The 18,105-nt window shown below is 71.6% G+C and carries 14 protein-coding genes and 2 pseudogenes; 5 read left to right on the top strand and 11 right to left on the bottom strand.

Going from position 1 to position 18,105, the window contains the following annotated elements; translation table 11 throughout:
- Positions 1-15: 15 nt before the first annotated feature.
- Both STRNI_RS08565 and STRNI_RS08560 read left to right on the top strand, forming a co-directional pair.
- Positions 16-1,419, top strand: a complete 1,404-nt coding sequence (locus STRNI_RS08565) for an 8-oxoguanine deaminase (protein ID WP_274738770.1) — start codon at positions 16-18, stop codon at positions 1,417-1,419.
- Positions 1,420-1,722: 303 nt separating this feature from the next.
- Entirely contained in the window at positions 1,723-3,204 is a 1,482-nt protein-coding gene (locus STRNI_RS08560) for a nucleobase:cation symporter-2 family protein (RefSeq protein ID WP_159488936.1), read from the top strand.
- A gap of 140 nt (positions 3,205-3,344) precedes the next feature.
- Here STRNI_RS08560 and STRNI_RS08555 read toward each other — a convergent pair whose 3' ends face one another.
- Positions 3,345-4,220 carry a chitosanase gene (locus tag STRNI_RS08555; protein ID WP_277410864.1) on the bottom strand — a complete coding sequence of 292 codons (876 nt, stop codon included), beginning with the start codon at positions 4,218-4,220 and terminating at the stop codon, positions 3,345-3,347.
- 175 nt (positions 4,221-4,395) lie between these two features.
- On the bottom strand, positions 4,396-4,950 hold the full coding sequence (locus STRNI_RS08550; RefSeq protein WP_018092792.1) for a TetR/AcrR family transcriptional regulator: 555 nt from the start codon (positions 4,948-4,950) through the stop codon (positions 4,396-4,398).
- Positions 4,951-5,023: 73 nt separating this feature from the next.
- On the opposite strand from STRNI_RS08550, the pseudogene STRNI_RS41565 reads away from it, so the two are divergent.
- Positions 5,024-5,797, top strand: a pseudogene (locus STRNI_RS41565) (FAD-dependent monooxygenase); the annotation flags it as partial.
- A gap of 103 nt (positions 5,798-5,900) precedes the next feature.
- On the top strand, positions 5,901-6,101 hold the full coding sequence (locus STRNI_RS08540; protein WP_277410863.1) for a hypothetical protein: 201 nt from the start codon (positions 5,901-5,903) through the stop codon (positions 6,099-6,101).
- A 44-nt stretch (positions 6,102-6,145) separates the two neighbouring features.
- On the opposite strand, the gene rocD is transcribed toward STRNI_RS08540, so the two are convergent.
- The 4 genes from rocD to STRNI_RS08520 form a co-directional block, all read right to left on the bottom strand.
- Positions 6,146-7,393, bottom strand: coding sequence for an ornithine--oxo-acid transaminase (gene rocD, locus STRNI_RS08535; protein WP_277410862.1), 1,248 nt, complete (start codon positions 7,391-7,393; stop codon positions 6,146-6,148).
- A gap of 102 nt (positions 7,394-7,495) precedes the next feature.
- On the bottom strand, positions 7,496-8,671 hold the full coding sequence (locus STRNI_RS08530; RefSeq protein ID WP_266444280.1) for a M20 metallopeptidase family protein: 1,176 nt from the start codon (positions 8,669-8,671) through the stop codon (positions 7,496-7,498).
- Positions 8,668-9,816, bottom strand: a complete 1,149-nt coding sequence (locus STRNI_RS08525) for an amidohydrolase family protein (protein ID WP_093645912.1) — start codon at positions 9,814-9,816, stop codon at positions 8,668-8,670. The genes STRNI_RS08530 and STRNI_RS08525 overlap by 4 nt, the downstream gene beginning before the upstream one ends.
- The gene (locus STRNI_RS08520) at positions 9,806-11,203 is read right to left on the bottom strand and encodes a glutamine synthetase family protein (RefSeq protein ID WP_159485396.1); all 1,398 of its coding nucleotides are present in this window, start codon (positions 11,201-11,203) and stop codon (positions 9,806-9,808) included. The genes STRNI_RS08525 and STRNI_RS08520 overlap by 11 nt, the downstream gene beginning before the upstream one ends.
- Before the next feature lie 179 nt (positions 11,204-11,382).
- Here STRNI_RS08520 and STRNI_RS08515 point away from each other — a divergent pair.
- Positions 11,383-12,337: pseudogene (locus STRNI_RS08515) on the top strand (RNA-guided endonuclease InsQ/TnpB family protein).
- Between the two features lie 81 nt (positions 12,338-12,418).
- Here the strand turns inward: STRNI_RS08515 and STRNI_RS08510 are convergent.
- From STRNI_RS08510 to STRNI_RS08490, 5 genes are all read right to left on the bottom strand, one after another.
- The gene (locus tag STRNI_RS08510; protein WP_159485394.1) at positions 12,419-13,861 is read right to left on the bottom strand and encodes an APC family permease; all 1,443 of its coding nucleotides are present in this window, start codon (positions 13,859-13,861) and stop codon (positions 12,419-12,421) included.
- Positions 13,862-13,980: 119 nt separating this feature from the next.
- Complete coding sequence (locus tag STRNI_RS08505; protein WP_277410861.1) at positions 13,981-14,925, bottom strand: MurR/RpiR family transcriptional regulator; 945 nt, start codon at positions 14,923-14,925, stop codon at positions 13,981-13,983.
- A 145-nt stretch (positions 14,926-15,070) separates the two neighbouring features.
- Positions 15,071-16,699: a malate synthase A gene (gene aceB, locus STRNI_RS08500; protein WP_018092800.1), complete on the bottom strand. Its 1,629-nt coding sequence runs from the start codon at positions 16,697-16,699 to the stop codon at positions 15,071-15,073.
- Positions 16,700-16,976: 277 nt separating this feature from the next.
- The gene (locus tag STRNI_RS08495; RefSeq protein WP_277413214.1) at positions 16,977-17,555 is read right to left on the bottom strand and encodes a nucleotidyltransferase family protein; all 579 of its coding nucleotides are present in this window, start codon (positions 17,553-17,555) and stop codon (positions 16,977-16,979) included.
- 158 nt (positions 17,556-17,713) lie between these two features.
- Positions 17,714-17,938 (bottom strand): hypothetical protein, encoded by a 225-nt coding sequence (locus tag STRNI_RS08490; protein WP_018092802.1) that lies wholly within the window; start codon positions 17,936-17,938, stop codon positions 17,714-17,716.
- Between the last annotated feature and the right edge of the window lie 167 nt (positions 17,939-18,105).

The following is an 18,105-nucleotide window of genomic DNA, read 5'->3' as shown; positions in this document are numbered from 1 at the left end:
AGAAGGAACCGCACCATGGCTGCACCGGCATCCCCTGACAGCGCGGTGAAGCAGCGCCTCGTCATCGAGAACTGCGCCATCGCGACCGTCGACGCCCACGACACCGAGTACGCCACCGGCCATGTGGTCGTCGCCGACCGCGTCATCGAGTCGGTGGGCGCCGGTCCGGCCCCCGAGGGCCTGGAGAACGTGGTCCGCCGGATCGACGGCACCGGACACCTGGTCACGCCCGGCCTGATCAACACGCACCACCACTTCTACCAGTGGATCACCCGGGGCCTGGCCACCGACCACAACCTGTTCAACTGGCTGGTCGCGCTCTACCCGACCTGGGCCCGCATCGACGCCCCGATGCTCGCCGCGGCCACCCAGGGCTCACTCGGCATGATGGTCAAGGGCGGTGTCACCACGGCCTCCGACCACCACTACGTCTTCCCCCGGGGCTCCGGCGACCTCGTCGGCGCGGAGCTCGCGGCGGCCGCGGAGATCGGTGCCCGGATCACCCTGGCCCGCGGCTCCATGGACCGCAGCGAGAAGGACGGCGGGCTGCCCCCGGACTTCGCCGTCGAGACCACCGAGGGCGCGCTGCTGGCGACCGAGGAGGCCATCGACACACACCACGACGCCTCCTTCGGCTCGATGGTGCACATCGCCGCCGCGCCCTGCTCGCCGTTCTCCGTCTCCACCGAACTCATGCGGGAGGGCGCCGCGTTGGCCCGCCGCAAGGGCGTACGGATGCACACCCACGGCTCGGAGACCGTGGAGGAGGAGAAGTTCTGCCACGAGCTGTTCGGCATGGGCCCGACCGACTACTTCGAGTCGACCGGCTGGCTCGGCGACGACGTGTGGATGGCGCACTGCGTCCACATGAACGACTCCGACATCGCCGCCTTCGCCCGCACCGGCACCGGCGTCGCGCACTGCCCGTCCTCCAACGCCCGCCTCGCGGCCGGGATCGCCAGGGTCCCCGACATGCTGGCGGCCGGCGTCCCGGTCGGCCTCGGCGTCGACGGCACCGCCTCCAACGAGTCCGGCGAACTCCACACCGAGCTGCGCAACGCACTGCTCATCAACCGCCTCGGCGCCCACAAGGAGGCCGCCCTCAACGCCCGCAAGGCGCTGCGGCTGGGCACCTACGGCGGCGCGCAGGTCCTCGGCCGGACCGCCGAGATCGGTTCGCTGGAGGCCGGCAAGCTCGCCGACCTGGTGCTGTGGAAGCTGGACGGCCTCGGCCACTCCTCCATCGCCGACCCGGTCACCGCGCTGGTCTTCGGCGCCGCCGCGCCGGTCACCCTCTCCCTCGTCGGCGGCCGGCCGGTCGTCGAGGACAACCACCTCAGCAACGTCGACGAGGACGCCATCGCCCGCACCGCGCGGGCGGAGGCACAGCGTCTGGCCCGGATCGCCGCCGAGGGCTGACCCCCACGGCGCGGTCCCAAGACCGGCGCACACCCCAGACTCGGCCGGGAGGGACGGCTCCCGGCCGGGCTTGTGGATCCGAGCGGGATCCACAAGCGCCGGACCCCGGGGGTGCGGGAACTCCCGTACCCCCGGGGCCGGTAGGCCCGGCCACCACCGTCCACGCGCCACAAGCGCGCCCTGCCGCACCACGCTCACCAGGCGAACTTCCCGCGGTACGCACCACATGGCAAGCCCTCCGTGACAGCCTCGCTCGCCGGCCCCCGGCGACGCAGAAAACGAAGGAGGCCCGCAGTGGCCGCAATGACCGGGCAGAAGTCGGAGGGGGACCGGAAGCATCCGGTCGACGAGACCCTCCCGCCCTTGAAGATGTTCACCAGCGGCCTCCAGCATGTGGCCGCGATGTACGCGGGTGTGGTGGCCCCGCCGATGATCGTGGGCCCGGCCTGCGGGCTGAACGCCACCGAGACCGCCTTCCTGATGGGCGCCAGCCTCTTCACCGCGGGCATCGCCACCCTCCTCCAGACCCTCGGCTTCTGGAAGGTCGGCGCCAAGCTCCCCTTCGTCAACGGCGTCTCGTTCGCCGGTGTCACGCCGATGGTCGCCATCGGCAAGGCCCAGAGTCCCGACAACGCCCTCCCGATCATCTTCGGCGCGGTGATCGTCGCCGGTGTGCTGGGATTTCTCGTCGCGCCCTACTTCTCCAAGCTCGTACGGTTCTTCCCGCCGGTGGTCACCGGCACCGTCATCACCCTGATCGGCGTCTCGCTGCTGCCGGTGGCCTTCAACTGGTCCCAGGGCGGCAACGACCGGGCCCCGGACTACGGTTCGCTGACGAACATCGGGATGGCCGCGCTGACGTTCCTGATCGTGCTGGTGCTGCGCCGGGTGCTGCGCGGCTTCCTCCAGCAGATCGCCATCCTGCTCGGTCTGATCGCCGGCACGCTGATCGCGATACCCGTCGGCATCACCAACTTCTCGGCGCTCTCGGAGGCGTCCCTGGTCGGCTTCCCGACGCCGTTCCACTTCGGCGCCCCGCAGTTCGACATCGCCGCGATCGTCAGCATGTGCATCGTGATGCTGGTCTGTATGACCGAGTCGACGGCCGACATGCTCGCCCTCGGCAGGATCGTCGGCCGTCCGGCGGACGAGCGCACCATCGAGGGTGGACTGCGCGCCGACACCCTCGGCACCGCTCTCAGCCCGCTGTTCAACGGTTTCGCCAACAGCGCCTTCGCCCAGAACATCGGCCTGGTCGCGATGACCAAGGTGCGCAGCCGCTTCGTCGTGGCGACCGGCGGTCTGATCCTGATCGTGCTGGGGCTGTGCCCGGTGGCCGCCTCGGTCATCTCGCTGGTCCCGCTGCCGGTCCTCGGCGGCGCCGGCATCGTGCTCTTCGGCTCGGTGGCCGCCAGCGGTATCCAGACGCTGGCCTCCGCCGCGATGGAGAAGGGGGACAACGCCCTGATCGTCGCGGCGGCCGTCGGTATCGGGCTGATCCCGATCGCCGCGCCGGACTTCTACCACCACCTCCCCAAGGACCTGCTGGTCGTCCTGGACTCCGGCATCAGCACCGGCTGTCTGGTCGCCATCGTCCTCAACCTCGCCTTCAACCACTTCGGACGGAAGACGGCAGAGGGGGACGCCGCGGACGAGGACACGGCGCACGAGGACACGGCGGACGGTACGGCCGCGGCCGCCCATGGCGACCCGGAGACCCCACCGCAACCCGCCCCCGGCACCACGGACGAAGCCGGCGCACCCGCGGCGGCGCCCGCCCACTGACGCCGGGGCGGACCGACGGCCCGTAGGGGAGCGGCATGCGGCGCTTCGCCACGGGCCGTCGGGCGTGACGCGGGCGGTGTGCGGGTGTGCGGGTGTGCGGGTGTCGGGTGTGAGGGCGTGCGTTCTGCGGCCTGCGGGTGTCAGTCGATGTGGTAGCTGTCCCCGTAGACCTTCCAGGTCAGCGGGGTGTGCAGCGCGAGGTTGCCGTTCTTCAGGAACACCCGCTGCGCGGTGTCGACCCGGCTGGTGTCGCTGTGCGCCTCTTCCTGCCGCATCGCCCACACCCGGGCGTCGAGGAAGGCGTTGAGGTAGGTCTTCTCGTCGCCGCCCCGGGACGGCGGATCGGCCTTGGCCAGGGCCCGCTCGCGGATGGCGGGGAAGCCGGTCCGGTCGTCGCCGCCGCCGTGCACCACGAGCGCGTCGTAGTACGCGAACTGGCCCAGCGCCCCGATGCCGTCGGCCTTGCCCTGCTCGACCGCCGGGCCGAAGTAGAGCCGGTCCCGCTCGTCGTTCTGGGCCTTCTGGAAGGCGGGGTCCCGGGCGGCCTTCTTCCAGTCCCCGGGGTAGCCGGGGTCCAGCCCGTCGTGCGAGTCGCCGCCGTCCACCTCGCGCAGGGCGGGGAGGTACTTGGCCAGCACGTTGTCCGGCTTGCGGCGGGTGTAGAGCTCGACGAGTTCGCGCATGTCGTGCGTCCCGGACGTGAAGCCGATGATGCCGCCGGTGTAGCCGCGGCCGTCGCCGATGTCCTCGATGTACCCGTACTGGGCCTTCCAGTCCAGGGAGGAGTTCTCCGCGCTGGAGACCAGCTGCATGGCGATCTCCTTCTTCGCCGGGTCGTCGAGGTCCGTGGCGGCGCGCACCGGCGCCGGGGCGTGGTGCGCCGCGGCCGGACGGTGCGGGGCGTCCCGGAGCGTGGTGGCGGCGACGGCGGTGGCCGGCACGACGAGCAGGGCGAGGCCCAGGGCGACGCGGGTGGTGGTCCTGGGCAGGGTCCGGCCTCTCGATCGGGTGCGCATGGAGTCCTCCAGTCGGAGCGGGCCGTGGGTTCCGCAATCGTTAGGAAGCTTTCCTACCAGGCTGGCGAGGTGTCGTATACCCGTCAAGGCTGCCCCCGACCGCCCCGTCCCGCGAGTTGTCCGGGGCGGTCAACACGTCCGGGAGCCCGGCGCGCCCCGCCGGCCCCGCGGGGATTCAGCCCAGCAGTCCGCGCAGCAGCTCGCGGATGCCCGGTCCCGGGTCGAAGTCCTCGGTGGGGAAGGCGAGTTGGTGGAAGGCGACGCCGTCCATGTAGTCGAAGAGGATCTCGCAGTGCCGCCGCGGGTCCGGTGAGCCGAAGCGCCGCAGCCACTCCGCCCCCCAGCCGACGACGGTCTCGCGGCCGCGGGTGAGCGTCGGGCGGAGCTCGGGGCGGGCGGTGGCCTCCAGGTAGAGCGCGAAGCGGGCGGCGGTCCTGGCCCGCTCGGGACCGGTCGCGTACCGGAGGAACCGGGTGACGGCGTCGGCGAGTTCACCGGCGTCGGCCGGGGCGGCGGCCGCGGCGAAGTTCTCCCAGTCGCGGCGCTCCAGGGCCTGGAGGTGGTCGACGATGCCGTCGATCAGGGCCGCCCGGTTGCGGAAGTAGTTGGAGGTGGTGCCCGACGGCACTCCCGCTGCCGCGTCGACGGCCTGGTAGGTCAGCCGCCGCGCGCCCTCGCTCCCCAGTACCTGGATTCCCGCGTCCAGTACCTGCTCCCGCCGTCGTGCCACCCTGAGCGCCCTTCGCCATGACTTTTACTATGTTTGTAGTGCCGATCTACTACAGACATAGTACCGTGCCGGCATGACCCGGAAACAGCGCACGGCGGCCGTCGTCGGCGGCGGCATCGGCGGGCTCGCCACCGCCCTCTCCCTCCGTGAGAGCGGCTGGTCGGTCCACGTCTTCGAACGTGCCCGCAGCCTCCCCACGGCCGGTACCGCCCTCGGGCTGTGGCCCACCGCGCTGGGCGCCCTGGACGCCCTCGGGGTCGGCGCGCAGGTGCGCTCGCTGAGCCGGCCGCAGACCTCGGGTGCCTTCCTGCGGCCCGACGGCGGCCGGATCGCCACCCTCGACGTCGAGGCCATGAAGCGGCGCACCGGCGAAGTGGGCCGTCTCATCTCCCGGCCCGATCTGCTCGCCCTCCTGCAGGAAGCGGCGGGGGAGGTCACCTTCGGCGAACGCATCGAGGACCTCGGCGCGCTGGACGGCTCGTACGACGTGGTGATAGCGGCCGACGGCCTCAACAGCGCGGCCCGTACGGCACTGTTCGGCCCGCGCCACCGCGCCCGGTACGTCGGCGCCTCCTCCTGGCGCGGCACGGTCGACGGGGAGATCGGGAGCATCACCGAGACCTGGGGTGAGGGCCGCCGCTTCGGCATCACGCCCAGCTCGGGCGGCCGGACCAACTGGTTCGCCTGTGCCGTCGTGCCCGAGGGGCAGCGCGACCCGGGCCGGGAGGCCGCCACCCTGCGCGAGTGGTTCGGCCACTGGCACACCGGAGTGCGCGACATCGTGGACCGGCTGACGGAGGACGGGGTGCTGCGCCTGGACCTCTACTACCTCGATCCGCCGCTGCCCTCCTACGTCCAGGGCCGTACGGCCCTCATCGGCGATGCGGCCCACGCCATGACCCCGGACCCCGGACCTCGGCCGCGGCGCCTGCGAAGCGCTCGTCGACGCCGTGGAGTTGACGCGGGCCCTGACGGCCGCGCCGGATGCGCCGGCCGCGCTGCGTGCGTACGACCGCGCCCGGCGCCCGGCGACCCAGCGGCTGGTGCGTACCGCGCGGCTGATGAACCGGATGGCCCACGCCCGGCGGCTGCCCGGCCTGCGGAACGCCGCGATGCGGACCGCGATGACGGTCGGCGGTGCGCTGGGCTGAACCGGGCCGCCGGTCCATCCGACGGCCCGGTACGGCGGATCGCGTCAGGGGCGGGGCGCGGCGAGCACCTCGGCGAGCTGCTCGGTCATCCAGTCGAGTTCGTCGGCCGCGATGACCAGGGGCGGGGCCAGGCGGATCGTGGAGCCATGGGTGTCCTTGGCGAGGATGCCCCGGGCCAGGAGCCGTTCGCAGGCCTCGCGCCCCGACATGAGCTGCGGGTCGATATCGATACCGCTCCAGAGCCCACGGCTGCGGACGGCGCGCACACCGTGGCCTATGAGCGCTTCGAGACGCTCGCGGTGCTGCGCGCCGAGCCGGGCGGCCCGGGCCTGGTACTCGCCGGTCCGCAGCAGCTCGACGACGGTGTGGCCGACGGCGGCGGCCAGCGGGTTGCCGCCGAAGGTCGAGCCGTGATTGCCGGGCCGGATGACGCCGAGGGTCTCGCGGCGGGCGACCACGGCGGAGAGCGGCACGATGCCGCCGCCGAGGGCCTTGCCCAGGATGTACATGTCCGGGGTGACCCCTTCGGCGTCGCAGGCGAAGGTGGTGCCGGTCCGGCCGAGACCCGACTGGATCTCGTCGGCCACGAACAGGACGTTCTCCCGGCTGCACAGCTCACGCACCGCCGGGAGGTACCCCTGCGGCGGGATCACCACGCCCGCCTCGCCCTGGATCGGTTCGAGCAGCACCGCCACCGTGTGCTCGTCGACCGCGGCCGCCAGTGCGCCGGCGTCTCCGTAGGGGACGGTGCGGAAGCCGGGCGTGAACGGGCCGAAGCCCTCCCGAGCGTCGGGGTCCGTCGAGAAGCTCACGATCGTGGTGGTGCGCCCGTGGAAATTCCCGTCGGCGACGATGATGTTCGCGCGGTCCGCGGGTACGCCCTTGACCTCGTAGCCCCACTTCCGTGCCACCTTGAGCGCGGTCTCCACGGCCTCGGCGCCGGTGTTCATCGGCAACACCAGGTCCATCCCGGCGAGTTCGGCGAGGTCCCGGCAGAACGGGCCGAGCCGGTCGTTGTGGAAGGCGCGGCTGGTCAGGGTGAGGCGTGCGAGCTGTTCCCGGGCCGCGGCCAGCAGCCGGGGGTGCCCGTGGCCGAAGTTGAGCGCCGAATAGCCGGCCAGGCAGTCCAGATAGCGGCGGCCGCCGACGTCGGTCACCCATGCGCCCTCGCCGGAGGTGAGGACCACCGGCAGCGGGTGGTAGTTGCGGGCCGTGGCGGTCTCGGCGAGGTGGAGGTGCTCCCGGGCCTCGGGGGCGAGCGGAAGGTCGCCGGCGGTGTCGGTGGCGGTCATGTGCGGGTCCTCGTTCCTGAGTACGCGGGTGCGGGGGGTGCGGGAGGTGTGGGCGGTGCGGGAGGTGTGGGCGGTGCGGGAGGTGCCAGGGGCATGGAGGTGTCAGTGCTGTGGGATGAACTGCTCCGCGGCGGCCAGATAGCCGGCGAGCAGGGCGTGGGCGACGTCCCGCACCCGTTCGTCGGGCGGCAGGAACGTCGGGGAGTGCAGTTGCTCGGTGCCGCCGTGCGTCCCCACGAACAGCATCAGTGAGGGCATCCGCTCGGAGAAGTACGAGAAGTCGTCCGCGCCCGCGGACCGCAGGTCGGCGTCGACCTTCAGGCCGAGTGAGGCGAGCAGCGGCCGGGTCGCGGCGGTCAGCGTCGCGTCGTTGTCGAGCACCGGCTCACCCCGGGTGATCCGGACCTCCGCGGTGCAGCCGTACGCCTGGGCCACCAACTCGGCGGTCTCCACCAGCCGTTCATGGATGACCTCGCGGTCGGCCGTCCGCATCGCGCGCAGGGTGCCGCTGGCCTCGGCGGAGCCGGGGACGACATTCGCCGCGGTCCCGGCGGCGAGCGTGGTGACGCTCAGCACGACGGACGACATCGGGTCGATCCCGCGGCTCACCAGGCTCTGCAGGGCGACCACGACATGGGCGAGGGTGACGACGGGGTCGCGGGTGAGGTGCGGGTAGGCCGCATGGCCGCCGCGGCCCCGGACGGTCACGGTGAACTCGTCCGCCGAGGCGTTGACACCACCGGCGGTGCAGGCGACGGTGCCCGCCGCGAGCAGCGGCTGGACATGCGCCCCGACGGCCGCCCGGCACTGCTCCCGTTCGAGGATCCCGTCCTCGGTGACGTCCTGTGCGCCGGAGGGATAGGTCTCCTCACGGGGCTGCAGCACGGCGAGCAGCGGGGCCGGGCCGCCGGCCCGGTCCACGGCCCGCGCGAGGGCGACCAGCGCGGCCAGGTGCACATCGTGACCGCAGGCGTGCATTACGCCGGGGTGCTGCGACGCCCAGGGCACACCGGTCTCCTCGTGCACCGCCAGCGCGTCGAGTTCACCGCGGACGGCGACGGCCGGACCGCTGCCGCCGACGCGGACCACGGCGCCGGTGCCGGCGACCTCGGCAGCGGTGTGCCCGCCGGGCAGCGCGGCGAGCACCAGCGCGCGGGCCGCGGCCTCGTCGCCCGACAGACAGGGCCGGGCGTGGAGCTGATGGCGCAGCTCGACGGCGTCGTCCAGCTCCCGTTCGAGCTGTGCGGCGAGGGTGGTCAGGGTGTGGTCGAGGCTCATGCGCCGCCCTCCAGACCGTAGACCCGGCGGGCGTTGTCGTGTCCGATCATGCGGGCCACCCGGACCGCCTCATCGAGGTCCCATTCGCCGCTGCCGACCCACGGCGCCATCGCCCGCAGCATCCCGCGCCGCCACAACAGCGCGCCCAGATGGTGCAGTTCGGGCGGGCCCCAGGCGTCGCTGGAGAAGAGGATCTTGGCGAACGGAGCCAGCTCCAGCGACTCGGCCACCACGGCGTCGGAGCGTACGCCGGTGTAGTTCACCCCGAGCCCGACATCGAAGTAGACATGCGGGAAGACCTGCGCCAGATAGCCGGCGTTGCGATGGAAGGGGTAGCAGTGCAGCAGCATCAGGTCGACCCCGTACGGCTGCACGCTCCTGATGAATTCGGTGAGCAACAGCGGGTCGCAGCGGTGCAGTTCCACGTCCGGATCGCCGTACCCGGCGTGCAGTTGGATGGGCAGCCCCCGGTCGACGCCGGACCACAGGACGAAACGGAGCAGTACCGGGTCGGTGACCCGTACGGTCCCCGTGCGCGCGCACTCGGCCAGCCACTGCCCGGCCGCGGCGGCCACCTCGTGGTCGGCCGGCCGCCCGGGGTCGAAGTCGAAGCCGAACCGGTAGGCGACGATGCTCTTGAGGCCGACCGCGTCGGTGGTCCGTGCGGCGAGGGTCTCGCGGAACCGCTCGGGCAGCTCCGCCGCGGCCACACCGCTGCGGGCCACGTCCTCCAGCACGGACTCCAGCCGTACGACCTCGTCGACGGGGCGACCGGAGGCACTGGCCATCTCGTCGGTGCCGAGGATCTCCGCACCCCCGTAGCCGGTCTCCAGCAGGTAGTGGTCGATACCGGAGGCCGCGAGCAGTCTGCGGGTGATCTCCGCCGCGCCCAGCTCCTGGCGCCGGGCGAGATAGGCCTCCGGCGCGGCGTGCGCGGCCAGGCCGAGGACCGGGGCGCACCAGCGCCGCACCGCGAAGCCGATCTGCGAGTCGAACTGGGTCATCCAGGGCGGGACCGGACGGTCGGACTCGGTGAGCATCAGCTCCAGTTGAGCGCGGTCGACGTCATCGCGGAGCGCGCCGTGGACATGGTGGTCCACGAGCGGCAGTTCGGCGATCGCCGCCGCCAGGGCATCAGTGGACATCGGCGACCTTCCGGATACGTGCGGCGTCGTCCAGCCCGGCCAGCTGCGCGAGCTCGGACCGCTTGACGGACAGATGGGTGGCGAGGAGACGCGGGTCGAACCACGACCGCACGACATCGTCCGATTCGAGGGCGTGCAGGGCCTCTTCGAGGGAGGAGGGGAGGGCGGGGACACCGTCGAGCACCGAGGCGTCGGTGTCCTCCGGCCACACCGTGGGCTCGTCGTAGTCGCGGACCAGCCCTTCCAGCCCGGCGCGGAGGAGGACGCCCAGGGCGAGCCAGGGATTGGCGGTGGCGTCCGCCGCGCGGTACTCCAGGTGGAACTGCCCGGCGGCGTCGCCCCCGGCGAGCTGTGTCGTGGGGCAGATCCGCAGCAGCGACTCCCGGTTGCGCTCGGCCAGGAAGATCCCTCCGGCGCTCCAGCGGTGGGGGGTGAGCCGGAGGAAGGAGACCGGGCTCGGTGCCGTCCAGGCGGTCAGGGCCGGTGTATGGCGCAGGATGCCGGCGGAGAACCGGGCACCGAGCGCGGAGAGGCGGCCAGGGCGCGAGGGGTCGAAGAGGAGCGGACGGCCCTCGGCGTCCTTCAGGCTCAGATGGAGATGGACCCCGTTGCCCACCCCGTCGGGGTCGAGGAGGGGCGCGAAACTGACCGGCAGGCCACGGCGGCGGGCGAGGTCGCGCACCAGCTCCTTGAGCAGCACGGCGCGATCGGCGGCGGACATCGCGGTACCGGGGCGCAGGGTGATCTCGAACTGGCCGTCCCCGTATTCCGGGAGCCAGTTCTCCGGCTGCAGCCCGGCCTGCTCCAGGAGCCGTACGAGGTCCGAGCCGAAGGGCTCCGCCTGGCGGAAGCGCTGCAGCGAGAACGGCGGGCTCGACGGGAGTCCGCCGAGCACGAATTCGTGCTCGATCGCGGCGACCACCTCGATTCCGGTGCGCTCCCGCAGCTCCTCGACCGTGTCGCGGAGGAAGGTGCGCGGACAGCAGGGCCAGGGCTCCCCGTCGGGCAGGGTCTGGTCGGCGAGGTAGAGCCGCAGGGCCGGGGTGTCGCCGTCCGCCGGGATGTCGATCCCGGTGGCCGGATCGGGGATCAGCCGCAGGTCGCCCCGTGAACCGAAGACGTTGTCGGGCGCGATCGGGCCGAACGCCGAGATCGCGAGATCGGCCGGGACCCATCCGGTGCCGGAGCGCAGCGCGGAGGCCTGTTCCGAGGAGGGCACGGCCCGCCCCCGCACCTGCCCGGCCAGATCGCAGGTGGCGACGAAGACGGTGGCGGCGTCGGTCATCGGGGGGTCCTCGGGTGCGGCGCGGAGGGTGGGGGAGGGGCCGGGGACGGTGGCGGGGCCGAGGAGTCCCGGCTCCTTCCCCGTCGTGTGCACCAGGGTCATCGGTTCTCCTTCGTGGATACCCCCGGCTTTGGCCGGGGGAGGAAACGAAGCTCCTGCGGAGCAGGGCAGGGAAAGCCGTATCGCCGCCAGGCGATACGGCGTCCTCCGGGGTCATGGTGAGGGTGTCCCGATTGAGCGCCCGGTCTCAACTGTCGTACCTCTCGGGTAAGTTGGTGATCGTGACGGCAGCAGCGCAGACGTGGGGGGAGACCGGGCGTGCCCGGTACACCTTCCGGTTGCGTGTGTCGTCGACGGCGAACGCTTTGCTGCTGGCGGAGTGGGACCGGTGCCGGTGGGTGTGGAATGAGTGCGTCGCCAAGTCGAAGGCTGTCCATGCGCATAACCGTGTGCATCCCGAGGACAGGCAGACGTGCGGTCCGGTGCAGCTGTCCGCGATGCTGACCGAGCATTCCGTGGCTGTGTGAGGGCGCTTCGGTGCCGCAGCAGCAGTTGATACGCGATTTCGGCAAGTCCCGGGCGAAGGCGATGAAGGACATCAAGGCCCGGTTGCCGATGCGGCAGCGTGCCGGCATGCCGAAGTGGAAGAAGAAGCGTGACGCCTCTCCCACCTTTGAATACACCCGGCGCGGTTTCCGTCTGAAGGACGGCCGTCTGCGTCTGGCAGGCGGGATCGTGCTGACCGTGGTGTGGTCGCGTGACCTTCCGTCCGACCCGTCCTCGGTGCGGGTGTACCGAGACGGTCTCGGCCATTGGTACGCGTCGTTCGTTGTCGAAACCGGGTCCGAGCCACTGCCCGAAACCGGGTGTGTGATCGGCATTGACTGGGGAGTCAAGGAAACCGCGACGACCACCAGCAACGACCCGAAGTTCCTCGCCAAGACCACTATGGCCCGTAAGGCGGCGGATGCCGCGATCAGTGCGACGAAGGCCGCGCTGGTCGAGATGGGCCGTAAGCACGCGCGGAAGGTGCACCTGGTGCACCCGGCACACACCACGATGGATTGCGCAGACTGCGGAGCGAGAGCCAAGCACGCACTGCCCCTTTCCGAACGAACGTATACCTGCACCGCATGCGGAGCCTCCCGGCCACGGGATAAGAACTCCGCCCGCGTGATGTCCCCCAGCTACCGCTGGGAGGTGCCCCCAGCTCCGGGGTGGTCTCAACCCGGCTAGTGCTGATCTTGTAAGCCCTGCCACCTGCTAGGCGTCAGGCAAAGTGAGCTAGGAATTCCCCTCGCTTATGAGGGGGAGGTTTCAAGAGGGCACCTTTCGGTCGGTCGGGTGCGCGTCGGCGACCAGCACGCTGGTCATCCGGGCGCCGATGCGCCGGGTGAGGGAGGGCGCCGCGAGGACGACCGCGACACCGGCCAGGCACCAGGCTGCGGCGATCCAGGGGAAGTAGGTGTACGGCGCACTCTGGCCGGTCGACTGCTGGAGGAAGACGAAGCCCAGATAGCCCAGCCCGGCGACCGGCACCACCAGCTCCCAGCGGGGGATGCGGCCCCGGCCGGAGAGGGTGAAGACGATCACCCCGACCCCGGCGACCGCGTACACCACCAGGACGCACAGCACGCCGATGGTGGCGTACCAGTAGTACGTGTCGAAGGCGGCGGCCCCGGTGCCGTACATCACCGCGGTCAGCGCCGCCGCGACGGCGCCGCACACCCGCAGGGCCGTGGTCGGGGCACCGGTGACGGGGTGGGTGCGGGCGAGGGCGCGCGGCCCGAAGCCGTCCCGGGCCAGCGCCTGGACCATACGGGCGGCCGCCGCCGAGGAGGACAGCGCGGCGGCGAAGGCGGAGGCGACCGCGGTGAAGGCGATGACGAGCGCGAACCAGGTGCCGATGTACTGCCCGGAGAGCGTCGAGAGGGCCGACTCCGCCGCGCCGAACTCGCGCACCCCCTGGGCGTCGGTGCCGAAGCCGATGGTCTGGGCGAACATCATCAGGACGTAGAGGCAGCCGGTCAGCAGCACACTGCCGGCCAGCGCGCGGGGGATGTTGCGCTTGGGGTCGTCGGTCTCCTCACCCAGCGACGCGCAGGCCTCGAACCCGGCCCAGGACAGGAAGGCGAAGACGGTGGCCGTCACCACCGCGCTGTACGTGGTGCCGCCGGCGGTGAACACCGAGAGGTCGAGGCTCTGGTGCCGGGGCGCCGATCCCGTGGTGGCCCGTCCCATGATGACGGCGGCGAGTACCAGCATGGCGAGGATGCCGATGCCCTCCACGATCAGCAGGGTGCGGGCGGTGGTGCGGCCGTCCCGGGAGTTGAGCGCGGTGACGCCGAGGGCCGCGAGGAACGCGACGGCCACCCAGGGCCCGGTGGACCGGATGCCCATCGCGTGCAGGAACGCCTGGGCGAAGACACCGGTCGCGGCGAGGGTGCAGACGAGGAAGGCGAGGTAGGTGCCCAGCAGGGCGAAGCCGCCGAAGAATCCGGCGCGGGGGCCGATGGTGGCCCCGGCCAGGGCGTAGACGGAACCGGCCTGGTTGAAGTGCTGGGTCAGCCGCCAGAAGCCGTAGGCGACCAGGCCGACACCGAGCAGGCCGAGCAGGAAGACGAGGGGGACGGCCTTGCCGACCGTGGTTGCCACTCCGGCCCCGTTGAGGCCCATGGCGAGTGTCGGCCCCATGAGACCGACGGAGAGGGTTAGCGCTTCCCACAAGCGCAGCTTGCGTGTTCGAGGGGGATTCGACACAGGGCGCTCCGAGGAGGAGACGGGGCTGAGTCCACAGCAGCCCGAGCCCCGTCATGAAACATACGTTCCAGGGAGCGCGTCAATAGGAGTGCATGAAATATTCATTTCATGGCGTGGCGTCATTCCATGGTGCGGTCGCCCGACGCCTCCTCAGCGGCCCTCATCCGCTCCTCCGCCGCCGATCCCAGCCGTACGTGCACCGCGGCCACCAGCGCCTCCACCACCGCCACGGGCGCCACGATGCTGTCGAACGGACTGGGCGCCTCGACCCGAACGGGCAGCACGACATCGGCGAACTCGGCCACGGGCGACAGCCATGGATCGGTGAACAGCACGACCCGCGCGCCGCGCTCCTGCGCGAAGCGGGCGAGTTCCACGGTGTCGCGCTGATAGCGCCGGAAGTCGAAGACCACACACACCTCGCGCCGTCCGAGATCCACCCGGAAGCCGCCGTCCCCGCCGGGGGCCGGTATGTGCACCTGTGTGCCCGGCCGCAGCAGCCGCAGATGCAGATCCAGGTACTCGGCCAGAAGACGGGAGAACCGCCCGCCGAAGCTCACGATCCGCTTCGCCGGGTCACAGATCAGCTCGACCGCCCGGTCGAACTCCTGCTCCGGCAGCGCGGCGAAGGTGTGGCTCAAGGCCCCCCGGCCGACCTCCGCCGCCGCCTCGACCAGGTCCGAGGTCGGCGAGGTCTCGCTGATCACCGGCCGCAGGGTCAGCGGGGAGGCCCGGCGCGCCTGCACCTCGTCCCGCAGCGACTGCTGGAACTGCCGGTAGCCCTCGAAGCCGAGCCGGGCGACGAAGCGGACCACGGTCGGCGGGCTCACCCCCGCCCGTCCGGCCAGCCCGGACGTCGACTCCAGGCCCGCCGCGGGGTAGTGCGCCATCAGCGCGCGGGCGATCTTGAGCTCCGCGGGCGACAGGGAACCCTGGACCCGCCGCACACGCTCGGCCACCGTCATCCCCGGCTCCTGGCCCGCGCTCGCGTCCCCGCCCGCGTCCCCGCCCGCGTCCCCGCCCGTGGCCGGCGGCTCACCGTGATCTCCTGGCCGGTCATCCATCCGACTGCCTCTCCACTTGGTGATCACATGACACCACACCGTCCGGGGGCACCCGCCTTGTCGCGCGACGGCGGCCGGAACGCCGTTGTGCCGCGGCTCCCCAACGGAACCGCGGCACAACCGGGACGACGGACGCCGAGCCGGCTCAGACCAGCAGCTCGTACGCGGGCAGCGTCAGGAACTCCGCGTAGTCCGCGTCCAGCGCGACCTTCAGCAGCAGGTCATGGGCCTGCTGCCACTTGCCCGAGGTGAAGGCTTCCTCGCCGATCTCGGCGCGGATGGCGGCCAGTTGCTCCGCGGCGAGTGTGCGCACCAGCTCCGCGGTGGCCTTCTCGCCGTTCTCGAAGACGACACCGGCGTCGACCCACTGCCAGATCTGGGAGCGGGAGATCTCGGCGGTCGCGGCGTCCTCCATGAGGCCGAAGATGGCGACGGCGCCCAGGCCGCGCAGCCAGGCCTCGATATAGCGGGTGCCGACCTGGACCGCGTCGATCAGGCCCTGATAGGTGGGCTTGGCGTCGAGGGAGTCGATGGCGATGAGGTCGGCGGCCGACACCGAGACGTCCTCGCGCAGACGGTCCTTCTGGTTCGGCTTGTCACCGAGCACCGCGTCGAAGGAGGCACGGGCGACCGGGACCAGGTCGGGGTGCGCGACCCAGGAGCCGTCGAAGCCGTCGCCGGCCTCCCGGTCCTTGTCGTTCTTGACCTTGGCGAGCGCCTTCTCGTTGGCCTCGGGGTCACGGCGGTTGGGGATGAAGGCCGCCATACCGCCGATGGCGTGCGCACCGCGCTTGTGGCAGGTGCGGACGAGGAGTTCGGTGTAGGCGCGCATGAACGGCGCCGTCATCGTGACCGCGTTGCGGTCCGGGAGGACGAACTTGGCGCCGCCGTCACGGAAGTTCTTGACGATGGAGAAGAGGTAGTCCCAGCGTCCTGCGTTCAGTCCCGAGGCGTGGTCGCGCAGCTCGTAGAGGATCTCCTCCATCTCGTACGCGGCCGTGATGGTCTCGATGAGGACGGTGGCGCGCACCGTGCCCTGGGGGATGCCGACATAGTCCTGGGCGAAGACGAAGATCTCGTTCCAGAGGCGGGCCTCCAGGTGCGACTCGGTCTTCGGCAGGTAGAAGTACGGGCCCTTGCCGAGGTCCAGCAGGCGCTGGGCGTTGTGGAAGAAGTACAGCCCGAAGTCCACCAGGGCGCCGGGCACCGGCCGCCCCTCGAACTGCAGATGACGCTCTTCGAGGTGCCAGCCGCGCGGCCGCATCACGACGGTGGCGAGCTCCTCGGCGGGCTTGAGGGCGTACGACTTGCCGGACGCGGCGTCCGTGAAGTCGATGCGGCGCTCGTAGGCGTCGATCAGGTTGAGCTGCCCGGAGACGACGTTCTCCCAGGTCGGCGCGGAGGCGTCCTCGAAGTCGGCGAGCCAGACCTTGGCGCCCGAGTTGAGCGCGTTGATGGTCATCTTGCGGTCGGTGGGGCCGGTGATCTCCACCCGGCGGTCATTGAGGGCCGCGGGCGCCTCGGCCACCTTCCAGCTGTCGTCGGCGCGGATCCGCTCGGTCTCCGGAAGGAAGTCCAGCGTGCTGGTCCGGGCGATCTCGGCGCGGCGCTCGGTGCGGCGGGCGAGCAACTCGTCGCGGCGCGGGGTGAACCGGCGGTGAAGCTCGGCGACGAAGGTGAGCGCGGCGTCGGTGAGGACCTCGCCCTGCCGTTCGGGGGTGTGCGCGGGGTCGACTTCGACGATGGCCAGCGGGGACGGCGCTGGTGCGGACATGAGCTGTCACTCCATTCAGCGGCGGTGCCCGGCGGCCGCCGGGACACCGGGCGGCACGGGGTGCCGCGGGCTCCCGGATACGGTCGCGGGCGCCGACTGGGTTCAGGGCGCTTCTGACCAGTGGAGACTAGTTTCCTTATCGCGGAACTTCAATGGTTTGTTGACGTCGAGATTCTCAGGGTCGACAGAAGTGGTGATCGAATGGCTCTCGGTGCCACGGCGGTCACTCTGCATTACTTCCACCCCGGGTGCGGAGACCGCCGGCCAAGGCCCGCTCTCACTCCAGACGGTGAAGATCCTCCGGCGTGTCGATGTCGTAGGGCTCGGCGATGTCGGAGCACTCGACGAGGGTGAGGGCGTCCGCATACCGCTGGAGGTAGCCGCGCGCCCCGCGGTCGCCCTCCGCGCCCGCCGCGATGTCCGCCCAGCGGTCGGCGCCGAAGAGCACCGGGTGGCCGCGCCGGCCGTCGTACGCCGCGGAGGCGAGCGAGGCGCGGCCCTCGTACGCCGCCACCACCCGCGCCACCGCCGCGGCACCGATGCCCGGCTGGTCCACCAGGGACACCACCACCGCGTCCGCCTCGGAATCCGCCAGCGCGGCCAGGCCCACACGCAGTGAAGAGCCCATGCCCTGGGCCCAGTCCGGGTTCTCCGAGAGGCCGTACGCCGCGAGTTCGGCCCGTTCGCGCACGGCAGCGGCGGCCGCACCCAGCACGATGTGCACAGGGTGGCAGCCGCCGTCCCGCAGGGCCCGTGCGGCGTGCTCGACCAGTGGCCGTCCCCGGTGGTCGAGCAGCGCCTTGGGCCGTCCCCCCAGCCGCCGCCCGCCGCCCGCGGCGAGCAGCAGACCCGCCACCCTCCCCTCGGGCCGCCCGGCGTTCCGCGTCCCCTCAGGGGCGTCCGGCCGGGCCCGGTGCCGCTGTTCTCGTGGGTCTTTCGGTGCTGTCGGTGCCATGGGGACTGCTTACCCCATGGCACCGTGCCCCGTGGCCCGTTGGGGCGTGGCCGGCCGGGTCAGGCCGCGTCACCGGCGGCCCGTGGCCGGGGGATGTGCGGTCGGAACCGGTCGCGCAGATGATGTGTGCGTTCCTCCGCCCGTCGGCGCTCGGCGACATAGCGGTCTATGTGCTCCATCGTGATTTCCGATGCGTCGGACAGGCCGTACGCGCGGCAGATGAGTTGTACGACGCTGACGCGACGGGGGTTCGAGCCGTTGCCGGGGCCGGAGTTGGGCTCCATGGCATTCTCCGATCCAGTGATATGCCGGATATTTCCTTGAAAGGGAGAATGCTCCACCGTGTCCCGCCATACGCATCGGATCACGTCTGCCCACACCAAAGGGTGTCCGGGGGAACGTATGTGCCGACGCGTCATCAAGCCATTTCCGGGCACCGCGCGTCAGGGCG

The sequence above is a fragment of the Streptomyces nigrescens genome (genome assembly GCF_027626975.1).
Classification (GTDB): Bacteria; Actinomycetota; Actinomycetes; order Streptomycetales; family Streptomycetaceae; genus Streptomyces; species Streptomyces nigrescens.
This window is presented reverse-complemented; position numbering and strand designations above follow the sequence as displayed.

Excerpts from the sequence above, each read along its gene's own strand:
- STRNI_RS08565 (WP_274738770.1), top strand. The coding sequence starts at position 16 with ATGGCTGCACCGGCATCCCCTGACAGCGCGGTGAAGCAGCGCCTCGTC.
- STRNI_RS08560 (WP_159488936.1), top strand. The coding sequence starts at position 1,723 with ATGACCGGGCAGAAGTCGGAGGGGGACCGGAAGCATCCGGTCGACGAG.
- STRNI_RS08555 (WP_277410864.1), bottom strand. The coding sequence starts at position 4,220 with ATGCGCACCCGATCGAGAGGCCGGACCCTGCCCAGGACCACCACCCGC.
- rocD (WP_277410862.1), bottom strand. The coding sequence starts at position 7,393 with ATGACCGCCACCGACACCGCCGGCGACCTTCCGCTCGCCCCCGAGGCC.
- STRNI_RS08530 (WP_266444280.1), bottom strand. The coding sequence starts at position 8,671 with ATGAGCCTCGACCACACCCTGACCACCCTCGCCGCACAGCTCGAACGG.
- STRNI_RS08525 (WP_093645912.1), bottom strand. The coding sequence starts at position 9,816 with ATGTCCACTGATGCCCTGGCGGCGGCGATCGCCGAACTGCCGCTCGTG.
- STRNI_RS08520 (WP_159485396.1), bottom strand. The coding sequence starts at position 11,203 with ATGACCCTGGTGCACACGACGGGGAAGGAGCCGGGACTCCTCGGCCCC.
- STRNI_RS08505 (WP_277410861.1), bottom strand. The coding sequence starts at position 14,925 with ATGGATGACCGGCCAGGAGATCACGGTGAGCCGCCGGCCACGGGCGGG.
- aceB (WP_018092800.1), bottom strand. The coding sequence starts at position 16,699 with ATGTCCGCACCAGCGCCGTCCCCGCTGGCCATCGTCGAAGTCGACCCC.
- STRNI_RS08490 (WP_018092802.1), bottom strand. The coding sequence starts at position 17,938 with ATGGAGCCCAACTCCGGCCCCGGCAACGGCTCGAACCCCCGTCGCGTC.